The sequence below is a fragment of the Rossellomorea oryzaecorticis genome, assembly GCF_045897515.1.
GTDB classification, from domain to species: domain Bacteria; phylum Bacillota; class Bacilli; order Bacillales; family Bacillaceae_B; genus Rossellomorea; species Rossellomorea enclensis.
The window spans coordinates 226,789-250,334 of the sequence record NZ_JBJOSA010000001.1; the positions used below are offsets into that span (position 1 = coordinate 226,789).

Below are 23,546 nucleotides of genomic sequence, written 5' to 3' on the forward strand. Positions count from 1 at the left end.
TTTCAACTGAGTGATCAGCCGGACGCACCGCTCCCCATTCGTCAATAAAACAAAATAAGCCCCGAGTAAGATTAAGAATCTCTCGCGGCTTTTTAAAAATAGGCATGAAAAAAGAGAGCTGGACGCCCTCCGTTTCCGATCCTTAATAAAAAGTGGCTGGAATCTGAGACCTCTTACCGTTCAGTGGTTTTCATATTCATTTGCTAAAAAAGGGCATACGTGTCCCCTTGAACGCAAATGCATGAAAAATTGCACGGCAGATATAAATAAAATCCAGGTACTTGCCACGCAAACCAACAGAACGATTCATCTCAGATTCCACCTCCTTTTTCAATGACGATAGTTTATACAGTCATTATATAATTATTCAGAAAGCTTTTGCAACTTGTTTTACCGTTTTTTGTACAAAATCCGCGACAGCACAAGCCCGATGACGCCGATCGGAATGAGGATCATCGCACGGATCGTGAAATCAAGGAACACAAGGTCTGCAAAAAAGAACTTTACAAGCGCAATCGCGAGGAAACCGATCCCGCACCATCGGTAAAAAGCATCCTTCCTGCTTTCCCCTACAACCAGATACAATATCGACAGTACGGCAATCGCCACCGTAAACGCAGTCGTCCTCTGCGTGTAATCCCAACCGATCACGACAAAGTCCGTCGCTCTCATCACAAAGAAGAAGGCGATGAGCGTGAGCACCGATTTCAACAGAATGAGCGGAATACTCGTAAAAGCTGTACCCGACTTCCGGAAATGATCCAGCAGAAACAGGTACCCGAACACTATGAGGAAGATCGGAAGTTCCACCCTGATGAAATCATTCACCGGTCCGATCATGACCCCGAGTAAAGAATAGAGAATAAGAATGACAGACCCGGCAAGGCCGACATAGCTCTTCCTTTTCCCGGCGAGCCACAGCAGTGCAGCAGCCTCGAGTGCGACAATGATAAACGTCCAATCATAATCGATCCACCCGAAAATGAATAGCATGAGATGAAGGAACCCCAGAACCAGCAGGACATCCTTCGTCTGCTTCTTCTCTTCAGGCTCCATGAATGAAATACCGATATACACGACTGTGAAGATCGCGTAATAGTGCAGCGGGACCCCGGTATATGCATAAATACTGTTCAGCAGCGCCAGCAGGATGAAGGTCCCTGAAACGACCGCCGGGATCATCTCGGCACTGACCCGCTCATCCCGGTTCAGAACGATGAGCAGCAGGATATACGCATGCTGGATCGCAAACGGAATCAGGATCGTAAAGGTGATTTCCCCCACTCCGAAGGCAGCGAAGAAAACCAGGGTGAAATACAGCAGATAATAATGGATATTCCAGGCAATCCGGTATCGCTTCCACGTACTGAATGTGACCAGTACAAAGAACATCAGAAGCTGATATCCGTAAAACAGCCACTCATTCCTCGCATCACCCGCGAAGATGAACGGGAATAAATATGCACCGAACCCGATCAGACACAGCACCAGCTGTGAAGAATGCTTATGCGATACCCAAAGACCCGTCAAAATGAGCAGCAGCAGCAAAAGGTTTGTCACGATTCCCGGGATGTACCCGTATAAAATATTTGCAGAGAATAACGTAATGATAGAAAGGACAATGCTTCCCGATAACAGGGTGATGCCCAGTCTGCGCTGATCTTTGATATAACGCTCTCCGAGGATGAACATCGTGATACTGACGACAGCGCCGGTCAGGACCCTGAATCCGGGAGAAAGCCAGCCGTTTTGAGATGCCGCCATGAACCCCCACACGCTTCCAATTAAAAGTACAAATAAAAACACTTTCGGGAGCCAGCGCTCAACGGAGAAATCGAAGGCTGGTTTTGATGGTTTTTCCGGTTGTGATGGTGTATCTGCGGCGCCTTTTTTGGCTGCAGGCGCTTGATGAATCTGCGGATTTTCATTTTGTTGATTGTTGTGCGGCGGTTGTTGAGTGGCCGGCTGCGGCTGTTGACTGGTTTGGGGCGTTAGCGGCGCTTGCTGTGTATCCGCTGCATCTGAGGCTTGCGGCGATTCGGGTGCATCAGGCGATGCTGCGTGCTTCGCCTTCATGAGCTGAATCTTGACGAGATTCAACTCCTTCTCAAGCGAATCGACCCGCTTTTCCAGACGTTCTAACTCTTCCCTTTCCATATTCCCACCTCCTTACTGTTATTTATACAGTACCGGCTGAGATATTTCCTTTCTTTTTTAGATATTTTTCGCGTTTGTTTTTGGTGTGGGGTGTCAATGGGGTGTCGGGTTTGGATGGAATGGGGACGGGGCTGGAGATGCGCCAAGTGGGTGGGGCATTGAATGGAAAGAGGTGTCGGGCTGTGCCGATTGGGTTTGTGGTATTGGATATGGTGATATGCAAGGCAGGGGGATATACCCCGATGGGCTGGCGAGCAGGTTTATGGGCGATATTTTTGAGGTTAAGGGCGATATCAGTGAGATAAGGGCGGGATTTTTGTTTTATGGGCGGAATCCGGGATTTAAGGGCGAACTGGAGATTTTTCGACAGGGTCCGGGTGGGGTAAGTCGAGATATACCCCAACAGGTGTTCAATTTGTTTTATGAGCGAAATCTCTGGATTTATGCGCGAAATTCCCGGTATATGCGCGAAAAATTCATTTTATGCGCGAAATATGAAATATATGCGCGAACTGTCGATTATCCGACAAATTCCGACACCGCCAACCTCTCGAATACCCGCACAGCAGACACCAAACTCATACTGTTACAACTGCAATCACTCATGATATCCCGTAACCACTAATCCTTACACACAAAAAACCCCGCCCCAAAACCCGGGGCGGAGCTCCAAAACAAAATCCTAAGCCAACCGCTTAAAATTCTGTCCCAATATTTCGTTCATCGTGTGCACCGTGATGAAGGCACGGTTGTCGATCTGGGTGATAAAGCCTCTCAGCTTAGAGAAATCTTTGCGGCCCAGGATCGTCGTGATTACTTCTTTTTCATCAGAAGTGAAGGCTCCTTTTGCCGTGTGGATCGTCGCGCCTTTTCCAAGTTCGTGCACGATGAATGATTTGATTTCATCACTGTATTTGCTGATAATCACAATTTCTTTGTTTGAATTGAACTGCTGCAGGGTATAGTCGATAACGAGTCCGTTCAGGATGACACCAAAGAACGCATACATACCAACCTGCGGCCCAAACAGTACGGCAGAGGAAAGTGCGATAAATAAGTCAGCCAGCAGGACTCCCCTGCCTACTTCTATATTGAAAAATTTATTAAAGATCAATGCAAGGATATCGGTCCCGCCTGTTGATGCCTGCTGGTGGAACACGATCGCCATGCCGGTTGCGGCGATGCATTGACCGATGATCAATTGAATCAGGATATCATCGCTTAACGGCTGACTCATCGGTGCAACGATTTCCAAGAGCCATACATAGAACGACAGCGCAAAGCTTGCATAAATTGTTTTTGCACCAAAGCTGAACCCAAGAAAAATGACTCCGACAATGAACAGCAGGATATTAATGATAATCATGAACAGCCCGAGTGACAGCCCCGGGAACAAGTCGTTCATGATGATCGACAATCCGCTGACTCCCCCTGTCGCTAAATTATTTGGCGATAAGAAAAAGTGAACATTGATGGATACAAGGAACGCACCAAGGTTCATCATGATGAAGGAAAATAATCTTTGTCGCATCACCGCAACCTCCTTTATTGTTTAGTATTTTAGGTTTTTCCGTAAATGATTGAACAACGGGATTATAAAGCCCGCAAACACCCTTTGTAAAGGGAATGCGGCCAAAAAAATAAGGTTTAATAATTGTGACAATTGCAAGGGTTTGCAAATGCCTCTCTGCCAGGGTGGAGGGGTTATTTTTTATGAGGAACGTTATACTGATATTTACAAAAAAGACCCTCCTCCAAAGAAGAGAGCCACTATCTAGCTATATTGTTTTCCCGAATGCATCGTCTTGAAATGAAGCTGCGGAATCGCAATTCCGATCAAGATGAGGATGATCCCCATCATCTGCAGCGCTGTGACCTGCTCATGAAGGATCAACATTGCCGACAAAATCGCTGCGGGCAATTCCGCTGCACCGAGAATTGTCGTGATGCTGGAATCGAGATGCGGTGAACCAATCGCCAGAAAAACGACCGGAAAGATCGTTCCAACGACCGCCACCGCCAACCCGAACTCACCCATGTCTATCAACCGCGCCGGCTCCCTTATAAAAGAAGGCTGAAGCGCCAAAATCACAACCAACATGCCTCCAAATGTGATCAACAGACTTTTTTGAATGGTAGGCACCCCTCTCGCCACCTTTCCGCTCAGGAAAAGGAATAGCGCAAACGTGAAAGCAGCAGCGACTCCATAAAGGATTCCAGGGATATTCTCAGTCCAGTTAAAGCCTCCCGAAGAAGCAATACCTCCTGCAAGTACCGTCCCCATCCACAGGAAAGCAGCCGATACGAGCTTTTTATTCGCTGGCCATTTTTTCATATATAGCGCTTCGATCAGAAGTCCGATCCAGGTAAATTGAAATAACATGACAACGGCAATCGTCGCCGGCACCTTGCTTAAGCTGAGGCCGTAAAAAACGCCGGTCATGGATAGCAGCGCTCCGATTCCAAACAAAGAGAGCACCTGCTTCAGCGAAACCTTCACTTTTTTGGTAAAAAGAAAAGCCGCCAGCAGCATCATCAGACCGAATAGATATTGAACCCCCGTTATCTCCGTTACGGTGTAACCCTCCGCAAACCCGAGCTTTACCACAGAAGCATGGATGCCGTAGCTGCTTGCACCTGCAAGGACACATAGTGATGCGTTGATTGGTTTCATCCTGCCCCCTCCTCTTCAATTACGTCTCAAGCAAGTATAATCCCGCGGAGATTATTTCGGCAATAGAAATATTGGCCCATAAAGATAAGGCCCGTCCCGCACTGCGTTAACGCAGTGCGGGACGGGCCTTCAAGCCTTTACCGGTTATCGATTTTCTCCGGATACAGATCATGGTTCATCAAGCGGTGGTCCGCCATTGTTTCATATTTTGTACCGGGTTTTCCGTAGTTGCAGTACGGGTCGATGGAGATTCCTCCGCGCGGCGTGAATTTGCCCCATACTTCGATGTAGCGCGGGTCCATCAGTTCGATGAGATCGTTCATGATGATGTTCATGCAGTCTTCATGGAAATCACCGTGATTCCTGAAGCTGAACAGATAAAGCTTCAATGACTTGCTCTCTACCATTTTTTGATCGGGGATGTAGCTGATATAAATGGTTGCGAAATCAGGCTGGCCTGTCTTAGGACAGAGACTTGTGAACTCCGGACAGTTGAACTTCACGAAATAATCACGATTCGGGTGCTTATTATCAAATGATTCAAGAATCTCCGGGGAATATTCGAACAAATAGTTTGTTCCTTGATTTCCCAGCAAGGTAATATCTGTTAATTCTTCATCTTTTCTGCCTGACATATTAAAATCCTCCCATTCATTGTACACAGAAATAAAGGAGGACATAGCATTAGCCTGTTTAAAAACAACAGCAATCCGCATTTTTGCAATTCCCTCTGCTGACTGTTACGCTTAGTAGATAATGATTTTCTAGATTTTAGAAAAACCATTCGTTTCATAGAAACATAGTTTTTTATAGAGGGTTAATGCTATGAACCTCTCTCAAGTTATGTGAGCGTCATATAGTTGTACAGAGGTTATCATAAATAAGATTGCTAAGAAAGTCAACATGCTGATGCCGGTGATTCCTGGACCCGTATCCCTTGAATAAAGCAAGGCTGGTCCACACTTTTATATTCATTATATGGATGGTTTTTCTAAGTCGTTTTCTTAGAGGAATTTCACAATATATGTGGAATATAATTACGTAGTTGTCTTTCCTCACCTTTAGAAGGGGGTAATAATGCATGAAACAGCTTGTCCCCACCTTTACCAAATTAATACTGAAGGGTGATGTTCAGGCATTATCTGAACTTTATACTTCTTCGATACAGGGTCGTACTGATTCCCTTACTTTCTATGAATCTGTTGTAAGACCTTCCATGTATCGCATTGGTGATCTTTGGGAGAAAAATCAAATCACTGTGGCTGAAGAACATTTAGCTACGGCCACCTTAAAATATTTACTTGCAAGTGTCTATACTCCATACGAAGTGTCCGAACGCCGCCCAAAAGGCCTCTTATTCTGCATAGAAGGCGAGCAGCACAGCCTGGGACTTGAACTTGCAAACGAGATATTCAAAGAGCAGCATTGGAATACACGCTATCTGGGAGCGAATGTGCCGATCCGGGATGCAGTCACATTCGTCAAAGCCTGGAAACCTCAAGCAGTTGCGATATCCATCGGGATGACAACGACAATACAGCAGCTGAAAGAGTGCCTTGAGGAGATAGAGAAAGTGCAGCCGGATATAAAGATCCTGGTTGGCGGAAGGCTTATCTCCCACTACAAACTTGAATTCTTGAAAAAGGATTCGATCAAAACCTTTTATGATTTAGGGGAATTGAACGAGTACTTAGAGGAGCATGCCGATCAGTTCCTTGCACTGATAGAAGAAAAAATATCAAACTGAAGGTTTCTCTCACAATTAACCGGCACTTCATCTCGGAGATGCCGGAACAATGGTGTCCGTAACCTTTCACAGGGAGGGATACTGTGGAAAATCTTGATTTCTGTCCGATCCCCTATCTGATATTGGATAGGGGATTAAACGTCCTTGATGCCTCAGACTCAGGGTATGACCTTTTAAAGCGGGGAGAAAGTTTCCTCTCGATTCTTGAAGAAGAAAGCTCCCCTAAATTCGCCCGGATCATCCACAAAGATCTATCCGGAAAAATGGAAGTGAATCTGAAAAAGAATTCTTCCTTTGAACTTGTCGATCTATTCTACAGGTTTTCAGATGTTCAGCAGCGGTTTCATATGGCGGTCATCACAAAAGACAACGAATATGAGAAAGTCTCGCAGCAGATGAACGGCTTATTCGACCGACTTGGGGAATCGAATATCGTCAGGAAAGATACAAATCATAGAGAAGTATTGGCAAGTGTTTCTTCACTCTACTTAAAATTGACCAATACGAGTGATTGGAATAGGGAAGAAGTCATGGATCGGGTGAGAGAAATTGAAATCCTCCTTATGAAAAATGTACAATAAAGATGTACATCATTTCAAAGTTGGGAGAATCGAATATGACTTTACTTGGAAATCTGCTTGAGTACAATCAGAAATTTGTAGAAGAAAAATCATATGAAGAGTATAGGACGACTAAGTTTCCAGACAAACGGCTTGTTATTTTGACGTGTATGGATACGCGCCTTGTCGAGCTTCTTCCTAAATCAATGAATATGAAAAACGGCGATGTGAAAATCGTCAAGAATGCCGGAGCGGTTGTCGCCCATCCATACGGAAGTATCATGCGAAGCCTTTTGGTGGCAGTGTATGAGCTTCAGGCGGACGAAGTCCTCGTCATCGGCCATCATGAATGCGGGATGAGCGCCCTCAACAGTGAACACATCATCGGTAAGATGAAAGAGCGCGGCATCGACGAAGACACGTTTAACACTCTGAGTTACTCAGGGATCGACCTTCACGACTGGCTGAAAGGCTTCAATTCCGTTGAAGAAAGTGTTTCCCACAGCGTCGACATGATCAAAAACCACCCGCTGATGGATAAAAACATCCCCGTCCACGGACTTGTCATCTCTCCCGAAACCGGGAAGCTTGATTTGGTTGTGGAAGGATATTAAGTGTATGAAAGAAGGACAGCCCCTAAACGTTGCGGGGCTGTCCTTTTTTGATTTCATGCCGGCCTTTTTAATAATAGAAAAGCCTTTTTGATCATAAATCCATTCTTCCACTATTACCGGTCAATTTTTTAAAATACAATTTTTGCATTCGATAATAAAAAGCCGTTTTTCGCTATTAAATCTTTGATTTCCGATAATAAATTCTTCATTTTCGATAATAAATTTATGTGCTGTTTCTTCGTTCGGCATCAGAGTCCCGGGATAAATCCTGAGGATTGAAGAAAAAATCACATGATTGCCGCCTGCATGCATATGTTTTAACTGAAATAAGACTCTTTCTCCAAAAAAATCTCCTGATTCATTCTATTTATTCGAGAAATCCTTCAATTCTTTCAGTATCGGCATCTTCTCCATATCGTCTTCGCTGACGTGGTCCCACTCGATCCCTTCAGGCTTTTCGTAAGGCGTATGTGTCTCCACTCCGCCCTTCTCTGTAAAGATCCAATCGACCGCCAAATCATATGAGTCCCTTGGGATATCATCATCCACCAGCTGTTCACTGTTTATGGTGGTGATGACAGGGACGGGTTTGTTGCCGATTTCACGGAGGATCGCATATTCGCGGTCTGCATACCCTTCCCCTTTTCCAAGTCTTCTGCCGTCCATGTGAATTGCGACAGAACCCACAACAATCAAATCGATTTCAGGAATGTCAGTAAGGGGCACCACTTTCCCATAGGAATTCATATGTTTGATACTCGCCGCTTTCCTCTCTTCCCCACTCGGCACCCACTCAGGTTTGATCATAACAAACCCATCCTTCAGCCTCGGCGTAGGAATGAGTAGGGTCTTACCATCTTTCAAGACAGAAGTCCTTAGTGGCAGCTGTGGTGCATCAGGATTCACTTTAACCACTTTTGCGTTTTTATAGAAATCCATTTCCTGCATATGTTTCGCCGCCGCTTCCGCCCCTTTGAAGTTAGGGATGCGATTGACCAGCGGGAACGGAAAACGTCCCAGTTTTTTTTCGGTCAGGCTGTTCCACACTTGGTGACGGATTTCTTCTTTTGTCCTCATCCGGTATTCCTCCTTTACCTTTCATTCTTCTCTTACTATCAATACACGAAAAGCAAAACCGCACAACATCTGCGCGGTTTACTTCTCTTCAATATGCTTTTTCATTTTTTCCAGCAGAGCACGGGAATCTTCAGCGGGAGTGAACTCCCCATCCACCAGGGCATAAGGTGACTTTTTGCATTCCTTGCACCTGCTCTGGCATTCGTATTCTTTATATGTGACGTTCTTTCTATTCAAGAACCCACTATACTCAGGCATAGTCTCTTCTGTTAAGAACCGATCCAGGTTCTTCTCGCAAAATTCGACTGTGACATTCTTTCGCTTTGAAAATAGTTGATTGATAAACTTCACTGGTAAGTCATCCTTTATATAAAGTTCAAGTTCTATTGAGCTGGAAATGAACGCTTAATATAACGATCCAGAACCAGGTTGCCAAAAGGGATGAACGCTGCTGCAAGAGCACCTGCCGCCCATTTGATGTTCCACCTGATTTTAAGTGTCGTGTAACCGATGACGAACACATACACCACAAAAAATAATCCATGCAATGAACCCACAACCGTGACAGCTTCCGGCACACCAACCATGTACTTGAGAGGCATGGCAATGAATAATAAAATCAATAATGAAGCGCCCTCGATGAAACCGCTCACTCTGAAACGCCCTATTGCTGAATTAAGCATATAAAAACCTCTTTCTGCTAATCTGTCTGGACATGCCTATTATACCATTGTTGGCGTGAGACATATATCGGTAAGCATTGGATTTTGCCTGCCAAGGGTTCCGGTCCCCGTTTCAAAGGAATGTTCAGCTCGTTTTTCCCATAAACATAGGAAACGTAAATACTTTTTTTAAAAGGAGGCTTCAGAACTTTGAAAATCCTTCGGGCGAGACTTCAGGACCTGGACCGGGTGGCTGTGCTGTTTAACCAATACCGCATGTTTTACAAAAAGCCTTCTGACCTGGAAGGAGCGCGCCATTACCTTGAAGAACGTCTGGCAAACGATGAATCGATCATATTCATTGCTGTCGATGACGATGCATGCCTTGGATTTACACAGCTCTATCCTTCTTTCTCTTCCGTTTATCTCAAACCGATCTGGAAGCTGAATGATTTATTTATCGCGGAACAGGCAAGAAACAAATGCATCGGCCGGCTGCTTCTTGCTGCTGCAAGGGAGCACGCCGTACTGACCGGATCAAAAGCGGTTATACTCGAAACCGATCATGATAATTTTCACGCTCAGCATCTGTATGAGAAAAATGGCTATGTAAGGGACGATGAAGTTTATTATTATACGCTGACTTTATGAGTGAATACCCATTATTCGGAAGATTAAATGAGGGTGGGACAAAACTTTAAGGCAAGGGTCTAAATGCGAACATTTTAGAGTGGACTTTGAACAAGCTAATATCTTATTAAACGATGCTAATAAAAACCCGAGCTCATTAGAAACTTAGTTTTTAAATGAGTTCGGGTTTCACTTATTAACGATAACCCCAATATGCTTTACCAGAGCAATTTCATAAATCCGACTGTACATCTCTCCGTAATCTCTGGCAGACGGAATGTGGGGTCACCGCATCGGAAATAGATTTCAGCATCAATCGGCTTTAGATATAGAACTCAATAGATAAACCGCATTAAATCCAACGCATCCCGCGATTGCAGCCCCTGCGCTCCTGACCGCATTTTACACTGCTCTGGAATTTCATATAGTGATAAAAGATGAAGGCATCCCTTCCTTCCCGGGAATCCAAATTGATATGCGGTTTTAATCTTGAAAGGAATTCCCTGTCGCAGTGACAAGCTGGTCCGTGTTCTTCATAACACAGGTCATGTTCCATACAGACGGCGTCAATTTCATTGACTGGCTGTCCAGGTCCGCTGCACCCCAGGCCGCACCATTTATAACCTGGAATACAATAGCCTCTTCTTCCCCTTTGTCCCATACTGAACCTCCTTAGACGTTTTATTTCTTACACAACGGGAAAACACCCTTTGTAAGAGAAAATAGTTAAGACTATATTGTATGCATGTCCACACAGTATGGTTTATCCATGCAGATAAGGAGGAATGAAATATGGCAAACTTTCAATTAAAAGATACGGTACCTGATTTCACACTCCCATCAGTCGCAGGTGAGAAATTCTCGTTCAAGGAGCATCAAAAGGAACATGACAGCTGGCATTTGATCGTTTTCTTCAGGGGAGCATGGTGCCCGGTCTGTCAAGAGGAGCTTCGTGAGTTCCAGGCGAATAAAGAGAAATTCGAGGAACAGGGTGTCCATATCCTGGCGGTTGCGAACGATGATTTAGAAGACCTGCAGGAATATGCAAACAAAGAAAACATCACATTCCCGATCATGGCAGACAAGGAACTCGAAGCCATTAAAGCGTACGACGTTTACTACCATGGCGAGGACGCCCCGTATGAAGATCACGGTGAGCACGGCGAGCCTGCTTATTTCCTTGTAAATGAAAAAGGCGAATTGATGTATCAGCAGCAGCAGACCGGCCCATTCGGACGGCCGCATCCCGATGAACTTTTAAGAACCGTGAAATATATTAAAAAGAATGTGAAATAATCTTAAGGGAAAACCGCTTTGACTTAAAAACCAAAGCGGTTTTTTACATATTGAAAAAGCCGAATCTTTGTATCCCATGTTCTGTTTGTGATAAGTTTCATTAAATACAACCTTTTCAAAGGAGGAACCAATTTATGCTCCCTGAAACCCAGCAGCAGATCCAACTCGTATCCCGTCCAGAGGGAATGCCCGAAGAAAGTGATTTTCTTTACAAAGAGGTCGATGTTCCTCATCCGTCCCAGGGCGAGGTTCTTATCAAAACATTGTACCTTTCAGTCGACCCCTACATGCGCGGCAGAATGTCCGATGCTAAATCCTATGTAGAGCCTTTCGCATTGAATGAAGCACTCTCCGGCGGTGTCGTAGGAGAAGTCATGGAATCAAAATCGGAGCAATTCAAGCAAGGCGATTTCGTCGTAGGCATGCTTCCATGGCAGGAATATTCACTGGCGGGCGAAAAAGAAGTGCGCTCCATCGATCCGGATGCAGCCCCGCTATCCACTCACCTGAGTGTACTCGGATTAACAGGCCTGACAGCCTACTTCGGTCTCCTTGACATCGGCCAGCCTAAGGCAGGAGAAACGGTTGTGGTCTCCGGTGCAGCCGGAGCGGTTGGATCTGTTGTCGGCCAGATCGCGAAAATCAAAGGTGCACGCGTGGTAGGCATCGCAGGATCTGAGGAAAAAGTGAATTACTTGAAAGAAACACTCGGATTTGACGAGGCCATCAACTATAAAGAAACAGACGATATCTACAGCACATTGAAAGAAGCATGCCCGGATGGAGTCGACGTCTACTTTGAAAACGTCGGCGGCGAAATCGGTGATGCAGCCATCAGCCTGCTGAATAAGCACGGACGCGTACCGGTATGCGGAGCTATATCTTCCTATAATAAAACCGACAGGGACCTTGGGCCGCGAGTACAATCGAAACTGATTAAATCAAGCGCCCTCATGAAAGGATTTGTCGTCAACGACTACAGCGACCGATTCAAAGAAGGGGCGACAGAGCTTGGCCAATGGCTCTCAGAAGGCAAACTTCAGTATGAAGAGACAATCACAGAAGGCTTTGACAATGTAACGGATGCTTTTCTCGGCTTGTTCCAAGGGAAAAACCTAGGCAAGCAGCTTGTGAAAGTGGCAGAGCCTGAAAAATAATATTCACAAAAGACAGTCCATACAGGGCTGTCTTTTTTTACGAGCCCATCCCCATGTTTCTTCCTTATTCACAAAGGGAAAGAAATAAACAAGAAAGAAAGTACACCAAGGAGGAAGATTCATGAAATCCTATCAATTATATATCAACGGGGAATTCACAGACGGCTCGAAAGGTGAAACCCTCGATGTGCTCAACCCCGCAACAGAAGAAGTAGTTTCGAAAATCCAGAATGGTTCGGAGGAAGATGTAAACCGGGCAATCGAAGCTGCCCACTCCGCCTTTCTTACTTGGGAGAAGGTCCCTTCTAAAGAGAGGGCTTCGTACCTTCATAAGATCGCGGATAAGCTTGAGGAGCGAAGGGATGAATTTGTTCAGTTGCTGACAATGGAAAATGGAAAGACGATCGATGCCTCCGAGGGAGAAATCGACCTGTCCATCGAATATTTCCGCTACATGGCTGGCTGGGCACTCCGATATGAAGGGGAAATCCTTGAAAGTGAACGTTCCAATGAAAATATCCTCGTTTACAAAAAGCCGATCGGTGTAGTGGCAGGGATTGTCCCCTGGAATTTCCCAATGTTCATTTTGGCAAGAAAAGTTGCCCCTGCAATCGTAACGGGGTGCACCATCGTGCTGAAGCCGAGTCAGTACACGCCGAATACAGCATGCGAGTTCGCAAAAATCATTGATGAAGTCGAGCTTCCGAAAGGGGTCTTTAACCTGGTGACAGGAAAAGGTTCCGACATCGGTAATCCTTTGTCAGGTCATCCGAAGGTGCGCATGGTTTCCATGACGGGAAGCTATCCTACCGGTTCAAAAGTAATGGAGGCTGCTTCAAAATCCATCACGAAGGTGAACCTGGAGCTTGGAGGCAAAGCCCCGGCCATCGTGACAAAGCATGCGGATATAGACCTTGCTGTTGAAAAAATCAAAACCTCCAGGATCACGAATTCAGGACAGGCCTGTACGAATGCTGAAAGGGTCTATGTCCATGAGAGTGTGGCCGATGAATTCATCGAAAAAATCACGGACGCATTCAGACAGACGTCTGTCGGAGATCCTACTGACAGAAACAATGAGATCGGCCCGCTTGTGAACCAGGATCGATTGGATACCGTAACCGAAATGGTCAATAACGCTGTAGAGAACGGAGCCAGAATCCTTACAGGCGGAAAGCCGCTTGATGCTAAAGGATATTACTACGAACCCACCATCCTCACAGACGTCAAGCAGGACATGGAGATCATCCAAGAAGAAATCTTCGGTCCCGTGCTGCCGATCATGACATATAAGGACTTCGATGAAGTGATTGAACTTGCCAACGACACGGAGTATGGTCTCTCTTCATCCATCTTCAGTGAAAATCTGCATGAAATCATGAGGGCGGCAAATGAACTTCGCTACGGGGAAACCTTCGTCAACCGCGAAAACTTCGAAGCCATCAACGGTTTTCACGCCGGCCGTGCCCAATCAGGAATTGGCGGGGCAGATGGCAAACACGGCCTGAACGAGTATTTGGAAACTCACGTCGTGTACCTTGAATATGATGAAAACTATAAAGGATAACCAATCGAAAAGCCCGTCCCTTTTTTGAGAGGGACGGGCTTTATACGTATGGCCGAATGATAATAATAAAAGCCCCATCACAGACGGGACTTTTTAAGCCGTTCATAAGATTTTTTTTAAGATACGATGAAGAAATTTGCCATAGCGATCAGAAGAAGGATGATGACGATACCGGAACTCATCCAGAGAATATCACTGAAATCCATTTTCATATCTGCTATTTTATCTTTATTCAGCATGCCATTTCACTCCCTTGATGATTTTCGATAAATCCGATGACCCTGAAGTCTGAATGATCGAATTTAGCTGATGCCGAGCAGTGGGAACATTCTATTTTCTGGACATTCATCGGGGTCCTGAATTCATTTTCACAGTGACTGCATTCCACGATATGTAGATCTTGTTCGCTGCCTTTTCGATCAAATTGAATACGTTCTCTTCCGCGATTAATGTAGCTCACTTTATACTCTCTCCCGTCAAGTTTGATTTAGTAAATATATACCCGATGAGATATTTGTAAAACATTTTTAATCTATTTTTCTATAAAATCTCAGTCTTTAAGCACATTTTTTTAGGGAGTTCGTCTTATTTAAGGAAACTTTTTCATATAGTAGTAGTCATTATGTTACAATTTTTACAAATCAGAGAGGTAAGGGGGAAAGTTCATGACGCAGCCAGCGGGGTTCGGGGTCAGATTCGTAGCCAACTTAGTGGATTGGTTGATCATCAATCTTCCACTGATTATTATTGCAGGACTCGTAACGGGTGAGTTCTCACAAGAGAATTCCTATGTTTCTGCCATTACGTTTTTATATGTTCTGATCACTCCTGTCCTTTGGAAAGGGTATGTAGTCGGAAAGCGGATCGCGGGTATCCGCATCGTTAAAAAGGATGGAAGCAATGTCCACATAGGAAACATGCTGATGCGGACAATCGTTTCCGGGATTGTTTACGGTCTTACATTGGGGATCGGGATCATCGTCAGTGCCTTTATGGTCGGCATCCGTGAAGACAAACGGGCGATTCATGATTTTATCGCCGGGACCTATGTGACCCACGTCAAACCCGAAGAAGTGTAATTCTCTTTAAAAACAACCAGCTTCATCTAGAGCTGGTTGTTTTTTGTTATAATCGCTTCTCCATGAAATGCTGGCGCCCTCCCTTTGGAAAGTCCTCCAGCACACCGAATTCTCTGTAACCGAGTTTTTTATAAAAACCGGGTGCCTGAAAACTGAATGTATCAAGTACCGACAAGTAGCATCCAAGTCCCCTTGCGTATTCCTCTATTCTTTCAATGAGCTGTACACCCAGTCCTTCCTTTCGGTGTTCCTCGGCCACCCAAAGGAAATCGATGTGGAGATGGTGCCAGAATGTCTCACCCGTCACCCCGCCCACTATTTCATCCTTTTCGTTCCTTACAACGAAACTCACCTTCTCCAATGGGGTTTTCACTTCGTCATTGATTGATTTCATATTGTACTCAATCAACTTTTTTCTTATGTAGTCGCTGTCTTCCTGATTCCATTGTTGTGTAATTTTCAATGTATTCTCCCCCTTTTCTTATTTTTCCAGTTTATCATTTTCGCTGCTTTCAATGTGGTTTGGAGATTTTACCCAATCTCCCAAAAATCATGTTTAACGGTTGTCAAACTCGTTTATAGAATACTATAGACATAAAATTTCAAAGGAGAGGTTCGATGTCTTTTCAACGAACGATGAACAAGCTTGAAAACTTATCCTTGCAGAAACCGGACAAACTATTGACCGTCTATCTGAACACCGACCGAAGCGATCCCGATCAGCAGGGCGGCGAATGGAAAATCGCACTGAAAAACGGCTTCAACAGTCTAGTCGAATATTTGGAAAGCGCCCCTGAAGAACGTGAAAGACTGCAGGCGATCCGGCCAAAAGTTGAAAATCATATCCTGAGCCGGGAAAGGGAACTGCCCAGAAGCTTCATCATCTTTGCTTCAGATGACAGCGGCATCTGGGAAACGTTCGAGCTGCAGGTACCGGTCGAAACGAACTTCTATTGGGAGGAAAAGCCCCATCTCGAGCAATTAAAATCACTGCACGACCAATATCCGCAAACCGGACTGGTCCTCCTGCAGCAAAATCAGATCAAAATCCTCACCTCCGCTTTCGGACAGCTCCAAACAAGCGAGTTCATGGAATTCGATCTCGACACAGAGGACTGGAGACGAAGTGAAGGACCGCACCATGCAGATGTCAGCATGGGCAGCGGAGGCGGAAAATCAAACCAGCAGGATGAATTTGATGAAAGGCTGAAAGCCAATCAGCAGCGCTGGTGGAAGAGCCTTGGCAGTATCCTCGATAAAAAAGCCGCCGATGAAAACTGGGAAAAAATCGTCCTTGTCGGTGACAAAGAAGAAGCGGCGGTACTTTCGGAAAATATGAATAAAGACGTTCACGATACGATTCAGAAGAATCTCTTAAATGAAAATGAACATAAGGTGATTGAGAAACTTCTAGCCTGACCTAAACGTATAAAACCCGGATCCTGATTGCGGTTCCGGGTTTTTTACTGTTTTGGAGCTTCAAATCCCCTGGATCCCCCAAATTTCATTCCAGTCATATTATAAATTTTTATACATAGATTGATATACTACGGAAATCCGCCTTTCAATTGACCCCAGCCAGTATCTATTTTCTAAAATATCCACTCATATATTTTCATGCATGTTTAAGGAATAAAGATTAAAGGAATTACCCATAACACCTTTTTCTATCAACATATGTTCGGTCAGGAGGTACATGATGAAATTTGCAGGTACTGGTTTAGTAGTGTTAGCCGCTATATGCTGGGGCATCAGCGGGGGAATTGCCGATGTATTAATGAACAAGGGCTGGGATCCGATTGTGATTTCATTTTACCGGGGGGCCGTCGGCTTTATATGTTTTTTTCTGTGGTTTCTCTTTCGTCTTAGACAAAACCGGGTCACCTCTCCCCGTTTATTCATGTGGGCTCTGATTGCGGGTGTGGGCGTTGCCGGGAATTTCACTTTTTATTTTTTGAGTATCGAGGCATCCAGTGTTGCGGTAGCCGCTACTTTAATGTACACCGCACCTGTATTCGTTCTCTTAATCTCCTTTTTCTTACGGATTGAACCTTCTACTTGGTTCAAGTGGGGCTGCATTGCCGGTGTTCTTTTAGGGATTGTCCTGCTTACAGGTGCCTACAACACTGAATCGATTTCAGTGAGTTTTATTGGGATGGGCGCGGGACTTGCTGCCGGTCTTTCCTATGCTTTATTTATTTTCGGGTTTAAAAATGCATCTTCTATCGCGAATCCGCCCGCCACGTTAGCCATTTCTTTTTTTTTCATTTTGTCTCATCCTTTTTCTCTTCACGGATAAGGCTGAAGCAGTTGAAGTGTTGGCATCAAGTGATCTAGGACTATTTTTACTTCTTGGGATCCTCGGGGCTGGACTTTCATTTACATTGTACGTGATTGGAATACGATGGACTACTCCGTCAAATGCTTCCATGGTCGCTATGGTAGAGCCGGTGACAGCTTCATTATTTGGCGTTCTGGTTATCGGGGATCATTTGAATGCCATTCAAATTCTTGGCATGGCGGTCATCCTGGTTACGATCACCGTGCTTAGTGTGAAGCAATCTGACTAAGAAAGTGATCTCATCTAAAATGATTTAAGTTTTTTGTGAAACGGCCATGTTCTTAGTAAAAGAACAATTAGATATCAAAGGAAATAGAGAACTCAAACCAGGTTTTTTCCGTTCCTCTCATTCTTACAAGCACCACTCCTCCCACTTTGCATACTTTGTAAACAGGAGGTGTGTGCCGTGCTTTCACGTATTAAATGGTTGTCCTTTTCGATTGAATTATTTCTCGCGGTCCCGGTCTTTGGAAATATTGCTGGTGACGCAATTCCGTTTCTCCTTTGCTTAGTGGCGGTCTGGCATGCTTGTGTGTTGTACGTTTCAAAATCAGAAGATCAGCCGATTCTCGGAAGTGCGCTTGGAATCATTGCCTCATTCCTCAATTTCTTCCCGATCATCCGGTTGATTGCTCACGCGATTACTGCCATTGTACTTATTTTTGAAATTCAGAAGGCGCCTGGGATGGAATGATCCTGATGCCTTCAACTGAAAAAAGATGCTTCCAGATGGAGGCATCTTTTTCGGTTGATTCTCAATGTTCATTTCCCCGTTTAAAATTACCGGTGATCTTTGCCATCACTAATTGTTTTTCTTTTTCGCTTCCTGCCATTTTTACTCTTTTTATGAATCTGTCAGCTTCTTTCCCCTTAAGGATTCTAACCTGTTTTCCTTCATAATCTATAAACACCATACCGTTTTTCATTTCCCTATATGTAAACGGAGATTCTTCCAGGCGGTTTCGTTTATCGATATTACTCATTATCGCCATCCTTTCTTTGAACACGATCTATTGTAATATTCCAGAAAAGAAGGCTTTTACCTTTTCCATTCACAAAAAAAAACGCAGTCCAACCCTGGGATTCACTCCCAAAGCCAAACTGCATTATTGATTACTGAATTACACCGCCGGCATTCACATACCGCGCATTGAATTCCTGCAGAAACTGATTTGTTACCGCAGCATCATGGATGATCAGCATATTTTCATCATTTACATTGTTCCCGTTTTCACTCCAGTTCGTAGAACCGACGATGACGGTCGGGTCACTGGCCGTGTCTGCATCGATGATCATCGTTTTGGCATGGAGCTTTCTGCTTTCATTAGCAGAGTAAACCGGAGCCGGGTTGGCCCAGCGGATATTCGGGTTGTTTTCGCTCGTCTGGGTTGCCGTCCTGCCGGTCATTTCAATACTAGCAGACCACCATTGATTCCAGAAGCTTGCATCGAACAGTCCTTTGACATCAAAGCCAGTCAGCGTCCCCTGATTATCGGCATAGTTTCCTTCCCATTTGTTCTTCAGTTCATCCACCAAAGCCTGGTCACTCCAGGCGAAAATCGTGAAATAAGCATTCTCATCCGCTTCTGTTCTCACAAGTTCAGTCATACGCCCGACTGCATCATCACCTGATGAAAAATATACCTCGACTTCTTTCCCCCCGATCGTCACTGAGTGAGGTGTATTATCGATTTTGCGCGTACTGAAGTTAGAAACCGCCTTATCAGGTGTTGTGGTCGCGCTCCCCCACATTTCCTCGAACTCTGTTTCATAGATGGCAGCAAGCTCAGGAGAATGCACCTCTACGACATGCTGCTGGTTCCCGTCAAGAATTCCCTGATTCATATTCTCTTCTGATCCGTAAAGTCCTGTCACCGTATAGTTCCAGCTGCCTGTGAACACCCATTGATCATCCACCACAGCAAATTTGTTGTGCATCTGGTTACCCGGTGAATAGTAACTGTCCGCTGCCTTCTCTTCACCTTCAACGAACAGATGACCTGTCGTCTCCGTGCTTCCCACCATCACCGTGCGCTGCGTGAAATCATTGAAATCGGCAGGCAGATTGTACCCAGAACGTTTCGCGGCGTCTTCAACCGCAAACATCGGGGAATCCGACAGAATATGAGCATCGTCCGCCGTTCCTACGATCTTATCTTTTCCGCGGACAAGCTTCTCTAAATAAAGTCTCATTGTTTCATATCGTTCGGCATAATGAGGATCTGCCCCGTACTTCGCATCGGCAAGGATACGCACATCGACTCCTTGAGCTGCTTTTTCCATGAGCGTATCAACCACACGCGGCAGATTGATTTCATATGTAGCAAAATCAATCGAGGTCGTCGCTTCATTCAGCCTTTCAATCAATTGATCTTCCAGATTCACATTATAGTTTGCCGCGTTGCCAGAAGATGCATATTGAGTTGCCGCACTTTTGTTGAAGAAGACATTGATTGCGCCAAGTTCCTCGCTGACATTCGTCAAGGATTCACTTCCGCTGCCTGAAGGAGGTGCAGACTGCTGGGAGTTAGGGGCCTTTGGTGTCCCATATCCGCCTTCGTAGGCAGCAGTCGATGTACCCCAGCTTGCTGCGCTCGTACCGGTCGCGGTGATGTCAGTTCTCTCCATCGCCGCCTTTGTCGTATTATCCCCCGCATACCAGCTGTCTACCTCGTCAACGACCGTTCCTGAAGCATCCTTCAAGTAGAGTACTTCATTCGAATTACCAAGACTTCCTGTATAAATCTGGTCCGCTGCCACACCTGAAATCGTGCTGTCACTTGTTCTTTCTAAAAGAAAATAGTCGTCCGCCGCCACCGATCCGCTTAACTGGATGGACGGTGAACCGTCCTGGGCTTCAAGCACCCATCCATCAAGGGACAAGCTGGATGAAGATCCGTTATACAATTCAATCCATTCATCATTATAAGAAGCCGTCGTCCCCATCCAGGCGACTTCATTGATCACGGCCGTATTGGAGGCTGCCGCCGCTTCCTTAGTATCCGTGAACCCTTGTGGAACGAGGCTCCCCGCAAGCAATAACGCTGTACTCATTACTGACAAAGAAAACTTTTTCATGCTCATACCCTTTCCCCTTTCAAAATAGATGACAAATATAAAAAATAGATTACAGTACAAGTATATTTTGTCTTATTTTGCAGAGTAATAGGCTGAAGGGTGTTATTATTCTTATTATTTTGTAAATAGTGTTTTGGTTTTGTAAATTGATAATACTATACACCCAGGGTATTTCCTTAAATTTCATAGAACTTAATTCTTATCCTTTTTACGACAGTCGATGTGTTCGAATAGGACTAAAAGCCTGCATGTTAGTCGGGTATGTGCGGAATTTCCGATATAAGTGCGAAATATTTCGTATATGTGCGGAAATTTGGATATATGTGCGAATCCTCTGGATTTATGTGCGAACTACAAATTTATCTACATAATCCGACAGATTCAAACAACCTCTCTCTACCTGAAAAATAAAAAAACCCAGAAGCCTCAGCTTCCGGGTCCTTATTTCGCCAAATCATGTTTAAATGCATAAATCACGGCCTGTGTGCGGTCCTGCACCCCAAGCTTTGATAGGATATTGCTCACGTGCGTCTTCACAGTTTTCAAGGCGATGAATAATTCATCGGCTATTTCCTGGTTTGTCTTTCCCTGGGTCATCAGCAGGAGGATTTCGAGTTCACGGTTGGTCAGCTCCTCGTGAGGTTCGGAAACCGTGCGCTGCCTCATCCTGGTCATCATCTTTCCTGTCACCTCAGGTTCGAGGATCGATTGACCATGATACGTTTTGCGGACCGCTTCCGCGATTTCACTTGCTTTGGATGTTTTCAGCATATAACTGACAGCGCCCGCTTCGAGAGCCGGGTATACTTTATCGTCATCAAGGAAGCTTGTGACGATGATGATTTTCGCGTCTGGCCATTGACTGATAATTTCCTTCGTCGCCTGGATGCCGTCCATTTCTTTCATGACAAGGTCCATCAGGATGATGTCCGGACGCAGTTCAAGCGCGAGTTTCACCCCTTCACTCCCGTCCGAGGCTTCCCCGACGACTTCGATATCAGACTGTGCAGACAGATAGGAGGATACACCGATCCTTACCATCTCGTGGTCATCTACAAATACGACTTTAATCATTTTCTTCACCTACATTCTCTACAACCGGCACCTTCACCTCAAGGCGCGTGCCTTTATTTGGGATACTGATGATCTTGCATGTACCGCCGATCTCGATGGCTCTTTCCTTCATATTTTGAAGACCGTATGAACTCGTGGCTTTCGATTCGTTGACGTCAAAGCCCTGACCGTCGTCCACGACACGCATGATGATGATGGATTCCCTTTTGATCAACAGCACTTCAAGGGACGAGGCCTTGGCATGCCGGAGAGTATTTGAAACCGATTCCTGGAGGATCCTGAACAGATGGTCCTCCACTCCCTTGTCGAGTTTCATATCCTCGATCTTCCATTGAATATCGAGAGGCACCTTTTGTGATAATTCGACCAGCAGCTCCTTCATTCCTTCTTGCAGGTCCTTACCCTTAAGTGCAACAGGGCGCAAGTGGAGAAGGAGTGCCCTCATTTCAAGCTGTGACTGATGGATCATCTGCTCCACCATCTTCAGCTGTTTTTCTTCCTGTGGCGTCCTTGTCGATGACGGCGTCTCCGTGATTGCCGACATGAGCATGGAAGCAGCGAAGAGCTGCTGGCTGACTGAATCATGAAGCTCCCGGGCAAGCCGGTTGCGCTCCTGTGAGACGATTTCCTGGATCCGCTTCTCCTGCTCCTCCGCTTTTTCATTGGCAAGCTTCTGTGAATACCTTGCCTGGTCGGCAAGATGCTTCCCCAGTGAGTCCACTTTTTTCCAAATAAGCTGTAGTTCTGCAGACGAGGACTCTGCCGGGGTGAAGGTCCTCCCCTGTTCTACATGGAGGAGGGCATCTTCGATTTCATGCAGCTGTTTTTTATGGAGCCAACCCGAGCGCAGACCGAATATGAGCCCGAGCAGGATGGTGACCAGAAGAATGAAGCCGGCCGCCGGTATGTCCATCACTTCGACTTCCCATAAGAGGGACCAGTCTTCAAGCGGGTACAAATAGAAAAATGACAGGGCCACGACAATCAATACACAAAGTGAAAAGAACAATCCGGCTGCCAGTTGTTTTCCGACCGTACTCATATTCTCTTCACCTCTAAGTCACCGATCCAGAGGGAGGTCACAATCTTCACCCGCTGGCCTGCCGTTTCGTAACCCGGCGTTTGATAGTATAGGGATTGGTTGATCGCTTTCGGTTCCACACTTTCGAATATCTCAATCGAACCCGCGAGCACAGAGTGATGAATGCTTACTTCCACTTCATACGGGACGAGGATTTCCACATTCCCAAGGATATTGCGGACCGATACGACCGACGTCCCTTTCGGAAGCACTGTATTTCCCATATCGATGACCGAATCACCGATGATCCCCTGGATGTTGATGTCATTCCATTCAAACACATCCTCAGGCGTGCGCTTTGTTCCGAACCATTCGTTTTGAAGGGCAGCTTTCTTCATGATCAGCGGTTCCTGGGATTGCGTGAATGTTTCTTTGATGTCAGGCGCTATATATTTCGGATGTTTCTTCGAATCCGCAAATCTCATGATAATGAAAATTAAAATGGCAAAAAGCAAAAATTTAAATGCGACGGTATTGAATATATTGATCCCCAGGCTGATGACCCCGAACCAGAAAAGGATCTTGCCTGATTTTTTATGAAGTTTCTTGCGGCCGAAATAAATGGCAAATGCCGCTAAGAATAGAAAGACCAGAACCCCCCCGTCATAAAAAGAGACTTCCAAAAGGATGAGTAACGTACCGATCAAAATGATCCAGCTGATGCCGTCTGAACGCAGTCTATTGAACAAAGGGGGTTCCTCCTTTCATGAATGTATGTATAGTATTTTATTTTTCCCCTGATAGTATGAAAG

The 23,546-nt window shown here is 45.3% G+C and carries 27 protein-coding genes and 1 pseudogene; 11 read left to right on the plus strand and 17 right to left on the minus strand.

What is annotated here, in order from left to right; all coding sequences use genetic code 11:
• Positions 1-196: 196 nt before the first annotated feature.
• The 5 genes from ACKA06_RS01130 to queF all read right to left on the minus strand — a co-directional run bounded on the left by ACKA06_RS01130 (position 197) and on the right by queF (position 5,466).
• Positions 197-310 carry an RAxF-45 family protein gene (locus ACKA06_RS01130; protein WP_098151160.1) on the minus strand — a complete coding sequence of 38 codons (114 nt, stop codon included), beginning with the start codon at positions 308-310 and terminating at the stop codon, positions 197-199.
• Positions 311-390: 80 nt separating this feature from the next.
• A complete protein-coding gene (locus tag ACKA06_RS01135; RefSeq protein ID WP_032085605.1) occupies positions 391-2,157 on the minus strand; it encodes a DUF2339 domain-containing protein in 1,767 nt (588 codons plus the stop codon).
• 682 nt (positions 2,158-2,839) lie between these two features.
• Positions 2,840-3,688 carry a YitT family protein gene (locus tag ACKA06_RS01140; protein ID WP_032085603.1) on the minus strand — a complete coding sequence of 283 codons (849 nt, stop codon included), beginning with the start codon at positions 3,686-3,688 and terminating at the stop codon, positions 2,840-2,842.
• 243 nt (positions 3,689-3,931) lie between these two features.
• On the minus strand, positions 3,932-4,831 hold the full coding sequence (locus ACKA06_RS01145; protein ID WP_032085602.1) for an EamA family transporter: 900 nt from the start codon (positions 4,829-4,831) through the stop codon (positions 3,932-3,934).
• A gap of 137 nt (positions 4,832-4,968) precedes the next feature.
• Positions 4,969-5,466, minus strand: coding sequence for a preQ(1) synthase (gene queF, locus ACKA06_RS01150; protein ID WP_032085601.1), 498 nt, complete (start codon positions 5,464-5,466; stop codon positions 4,969-4,971).
• A 446-nt stretch (positions 5,467-5,912) separates the two neighbouring features.
• On the opposite strand from queF, the gene ACKA06_RS01155 reads away from it, so the two are divergent.
• The 3 genes from ACKA06_RS01155 (at position 5,913) to ACKA06_RS01165 (ending at position 7,752) form a co-directional block, all read left to right on the plus strand.
• Positions 5,913-6,578, plus strand: a complete 666-nt coding sequence (locus tag ACKA06_RS01155) for a cobalamin B12-binding domain-containing protein (protein ID WP_064563390.1) — start codon at positions 5,913-5,915, stop codon at positions 6,576-6,578.
• A gap of 83 nt (positions 6,579-6,661) precedes the next feature.
• The gene (locus ACKA06_RS01160; protein ID WP_032085600.1) at positions 6,662-7,159 is read left to right on the plus strand and encodes a hypothetical protein; all 498 of its coding nucleotides are present in this window, start codon (positions 6,662-6,664) and stop codon (positions 7,157-7,159) included.
• Between the two features lie 35 nt (positions 7,160-7,194).
• Positions 7,195-7,752, plus strand: coding sequence for a beta-class carbonic anhydrase (locus ACKA06_RS01165; protein WP_032085599.1), 558 nt, complete (start codon positions 7,195-7,197; stop codon positions 7,750-7,752).
• A 363-nt stretch (positions 7,753-8,115) separates the two neighbouring features.
• On the opposite strand, the gene ACKA06_RS01170 is transcribed toward ACKA06_RS01165, so the two are convergent.
• The 3 genes from ACKA06_RS01170 to ACKA06_RS01180 form a co-directional block, all read right to left on the minus strand.
• On the minus strand, positions 8,116-8,829 hold the full coding sequence (locus ACKA06_RS01170; protein ID WP_058299000.1) for a 5-formyltetrahydrofolate cyclo-ligase: 714 nt from the start codon (positions 8,827-8,829) through the stop codon (positions 8,116-8,118).
• A 78-nt stretch (positions 8,830-8,907) separates the two neighbouring features.
• On the minus strand, positions 8,908-9,180 hold the full coding sequence (locus tag ACKA06_RS01175) for a DUF1450 domain-containing protein (RefSeq protein ID WP_032085596.1): 273 nt from the start codon (positions 9,178-9,180) through the stop codon (positions 8,908-8,910).
• Positions 9,181-9,212: 32 nt separating this feature from the next.
• Positions 9,213-9,512 carry a DUF3817 domain-containing protein gene (locus ACKA06_RS01180; protein ID WP_411158867.1) on the minus strand — a complete coding sequence of 100 codons (300 nt, stop codon included), beginning with the start codon at positions 9,510-9,512 and terminating at the stop codon, positions 9,213-9,215.
• 189 nt (positions 9,513-9,701) lie between these two features.
• On the opposite strand from ACKA06_RS01180, the gene ACKA06_RS01185 reads away from it, so the two are divergent.
• Complete coding sequence (locus tag ACKA06_RS01185) at positions 9,702-10,142, plus strand: GNAT family N-acetyltransferase (protein WP_032085594.1); 441 nt, start codon at positions 9,702-9,704, stop codon at positions 10,140-10,142.
• A 331-nt stretch (positions 10,143-10,473) separates the two neighbouring features.
• Here the strand turns inward: ACKA06_RS01185 and ACKA06_RS01190 are convergent, their stop codons facing one another.
• Positions 10,474-10,782 carry a hypothetical protein gene (locus ACKA06_RS01190; protein WP_032085593.1) on the minus strand — a complete coding sequence of 103 codons (309 nt, stop codon included), beginning with the start codon at positions 10,780-10,782 and terminating at the stop codon, positions 10,474-10,476.
• A 131-nt stretch (positions 10,783-10,913) separates the two neighbouring features.
• Here ACKA06_RS01190 and ACKA06_RS01195 point away from each other — a divergent pair, with 131 nt between their 5' ends.
• From ACKA06_RS01195 to aldA, 3 genes are all read left to right on the plus strand, one after another.
• Complete coding sequence (locus ACKA06_RS01195; protein ID WP_032085592.1) at positions 10,914-11,417, plus strand: peroxiredoxin family protein; 504 nt, start codon at positions 10,914-10,916, stop codon at positions 11,415-11,417.
• A 134-nt stretch (positions 11,418-11,551) separates the two neighbouring features.
• Positions 11,552-12,574, plus strand: a complete 1,023-nt coding sequence (locus tag ACKA06_RS01200; protein ID WP_032085591.1) for an MDR family NADP-dependent oxidoreductase — start codon at positions 11,552-11,554, stop codon at positions 12,572-12,574.
• Between the two features lie 121 nt (positions 12,575-12,695).
• Positions 12,696-14,141: an aldehyde dehydrogenase gene (gene aldA / locus ACKA06_RS01205; RefSeq protein WP_411158868.1), complete on the plus strand. Its 1,446-nt coding sequence runs from the start codon at positions 12,696-12,698 to the stop codon at positions 14,139-14,141.
• A gap of 116 nt (positions 14,142-14,257) precedes the next feature.
• Here the strand turns inward: aldA and ACKA06_RS01210 are convergent, their stop codons facing one another.
• Complete coding sequence (locus ACKA06_RS01210) at positions 14,258-14,380, minus strand: hypothetical protein (RefSeq protein WP_269751547.1); 123 nt, start codon at positions 14,378-14,380, stop codon at positions 14,258-14,260.
• On the minus strand, positions 14,374-14,601 hold the full coding sequence (locus ACKA06_RS01215) for a hypothetical protein (RefSeq protein WP_032085589.1): 228 nt from the start codon (positions 14,599-14,601) through the stop codon (positions 14,374-14,376). The genes ACKA06_RS01210 and ACKA06_RS01215 overlap by 7 nt, the downstream gene beginning before the upstream one ends.
• A 205-nt stretch (positions 14,602-14,806) precedes the next feature.
• Here ACKA06_RS01215 and ACKA06_RS01220 point away from each other — a divergent pair, with 205 nt between their 5' ends.
• Positions 14,807-15,220, plus strand: coding sequence for an RDD family protein (locus ACKA06_RS01220; RefSeq protein ID WP_032085588.1), 414 nt, complete (start codon positions 14,807-14,809; stop codon positions 15,218-15,220).
• Between the two features lie 46 nt (positions 15,221-15,266).
• Here ACKA06_RS01220 and ACKA06_RS01225 read toward each other — a convergent pair whose 3' ends face one another.
• Positions 15,267-15,683: a GNAT family N-acetyltransferase gene (locus tag ACKA06_RS01225; protein WP_058299008.1), complete on the minus strand. Its 417-nt coding sequence runs from the start codon at positions 15,681-15,683 to the stop codon at positions 15,267-15,269.
• Between the two features lie 155 nt (positions 15,684-15,838).
• On the opposite strand from ACKA06_RS01225, the gene ACKA06_RS01230 reads away from it, so the two are divergent.
• The 3 genes and pseudogenes from ACKA06_RS01230 (at position 15,839) to ACKA06_RS01240 (ending at position 18,255) form a co-directional block, all read left to right on the plus strand.
• A complete protein-coding gene (locus ACKA06_RS01230) occupies positions 15,839-16,639 on the plus strand; it encodes a VLRF1 family aeRF1-type release factor (RefSeq protein ID WP_032085586.1) in 801 nt (266 codons plus the stop codon).
• 280 nt (positions 16,640-16,919) lie between these two features.
• A pseudogene (locus tag ACKA06_RS01235) lies at positions 16,920-17,790 on the plus strand (DMT family transporter).
• A gap of 177 nt (positions 17,791-17,967) precedes the next feature.
• Positions 17,968-18,255: a hypothetical protein gene (locus tag ACKA06_RS01240; protein WP_032085585.1), complete on the plus strand. Its 288-nt coding sequence runs from the start codon at positions 17,968-17,970 to the stop codon at positions 18,253-18,255.
• Positions 18,256-18,316: 61 nt separating this feature from the next.
• Here the strand turns inward: ACKA06_RS01240 and ACKA06_RS01245 are convergent, their stop codons facing one another.
• From ACKA06_RS01245 to liaF, 5 genes are all read right to left on the minus strand, one after another.
• On the minus strand, positions 18,317-18,544 hold the full coding sequence (locus ACKA06_RS01245; RefSeq protein WP_411158869.1) for a hypothetical protein: 228 nt from the start codon (positions 18,542-18,544) through the stop codon (positions 18,317-18,319).
• 130 nt (positions 18,545-18,674) lie between these two features.
• Positions 18,675-20,645, minus strand: coding sequence for a phospholipase D-like domain-containing protein (locus ACKA06_RS01250; protein WP_411158870.1), 1,971 nt, complete (start codon positions 20,643-20,645; stop codon positions 18,675-18,677).
• A gap of 435 nt (positions 20,646-21,080) precedes the next feature.
• Entirely contained in the window at positions 21,081-21,713 is a 633-nt protein-coding gene (locus tag ACKA06_RS01255; protein WP_032085583.1) for a response regulator transcription factor, read from the minus strand.
• The gene (locus tag ACKA06_RS01260; protein WP_411158871.1) at positions 21,706-22,755 is read right to left on the minus strand and encodes a sensor histidine kinase; all 1,050 of its coding nucleotides are present in this window, start codon (positions 22,753-22,755) and stop codon (positions 21,706-21,708) included. Before ACKA06_RS01260 ends, ACKA06_RS01255 begins: the two co-directional genes overlap by 8 nt.
• Entirely contained in the window at positions 22,752-23,483 is a 732-nt protein-coding gene (gene liaF / locus ACKA06_RS01265) for a cell wall-active antibiotics response protein LiaF (protein WP_032085581.1), read from the minus strand. Before liaF ends, ACKA06_RS01260 begins: the two co-directional genes overlap by 4 nt.
• Between the last annotated feature and the right edge of the window lie 63 nt (positions 23,484-23,546).

Coding starts and splice junctions, on each gene's coding strand:
- ACKA06_RS01130 (WP_098151160.1), bottom strand. CDS start 310: ATGAATCGTTCTGTTGGTTTGCGTGGCAAGTACCTGGATTTTATTTAT.
- ACKA06_RS01255 (WP_032085583.1), bottom strand. CDS start 21,713: ATGATTAAAGTCGTATTTGTAGATGACCACGAGATGGTAAGGATCGGT.
- ACKA06_RS01230 (WP_032085586.1), top strand. CDS start 15,839: ATGTCTTTTCAACGAACGATGAACAAGCTTGAAAACTTATCCTTGCAG.
- ACKA06_RS01190 (WP_032085593.1), bottom strand. CDS start 10,782: ATGGGACAAAGGGGAAGAAGAGGCTATTGTATTCCAGGTTATAAATGG.
- ACKA06_RS01200 (WP_032085591.1), top strand. CDS start 11,552: ATGCTCCCTGAAACCCAGCAGCAGATCCAACTCGTATCCCGTCCAGAG.
- ACKA06_RS01210 (WP_269751547.1), bottom strand. CDS start 14,380: ATGCTGAATAAAGATAAAATAGCAGATATGAAAATGGATTTCAGTGAT.
- ACKA06_RS01165 (WP_032085599.1), top strand. CDS start 7,195: ATGACTTTACTTGGAAATCTGCTTGAGTACAATCAGAAATTTGTAGAA.
- queF (WP_032085601.1), bottom strand. CDS start 5,466: ATGTCAGGCAGAAAAGATGAAGAATTAACAGATATTACCTTGCTGGGA.
- ACKA06_RS01145 (WP_032085602.1), bottom strand. CDS start 4,831: ATGAAACCAATCAACGCATCACTATGTGTCCTTGCAGGTGCAAGCAGC.
- ACKA06_RS01250 (WP_411158870.1), bottom strand. CDS start 20,645: ATGAGCATGAAAAAGTTTTCTTTGTCAGTAATGAGTACAGCGTTATTG.
- ACKA06_RS01140 (WP_032085603.1), bottom strand. CDS start 3,688: ATGCGACAAAGATTATTTTCCTTCATCATGATGAACCTTGGTGCGTTC.
- ACKA06_RS01170 (WP_058299000.1), bottom strand. CDS start 8,829: ATGAGGACAAAAGAAGAAATCCGTCACCAAGTGTGGAACAGCCTGACC.
- ACKA06_RS01260 (WP_411158871.1), bottom strand. CDS start 22,755: ATGAGTACGGTCGGAAAACAACTGGCAGCCGGATTGTTCTTTTCACTT.
- ACKA06_RS01155 (WP_064563390.1), top strand. CDS start 5,913: ATGAAACAGCTTGTCCCCACCTTTACCAAATTAATACTGAAGGGTGAT.
- ACKA06_RS01135 (WP_032085605.1), bottom strand. CDS start 2,157: ATGGAAAGGGAAGAGTTAGAACGTCTGGAAAAGCGGGTCGATTCGCTT.
- ACKA06_RS01180 (WP_411158867.1), bottom strand. CDS start 9,512: ATGCTTAATTCAGCAATAGGGCGTTTCAGAGTGAGCGGTTTCATCGAG.
- aldA (WP_411158868.1), top strand. CDS start 12,696: ATGAAATCCTATCAATTATATATCAACGGGGAATTCACAGACGGCTCG.
- ACKA06_RS01245 (WP_411158869.1), bottom strand. CDS start 18,544: ATGAGTAATATCGATAAACGAAACCGCCTGGAAGAATCTCCGTTTACA.
- ACKA06_RS01195 (WP_032085592.1), top strand. CDS start 10,914: ATGGCAAACTTTCAATTAAAAGATACGGTACCTGATTTCACACTCCCA.
- ACKA06_RS01220 (WP_032085588.1), top strand. CDS start 14,807: ATGACGCAGCCAGCGGGGTTCGGGGTCAGATTCGTAGCCAACTTAGTG.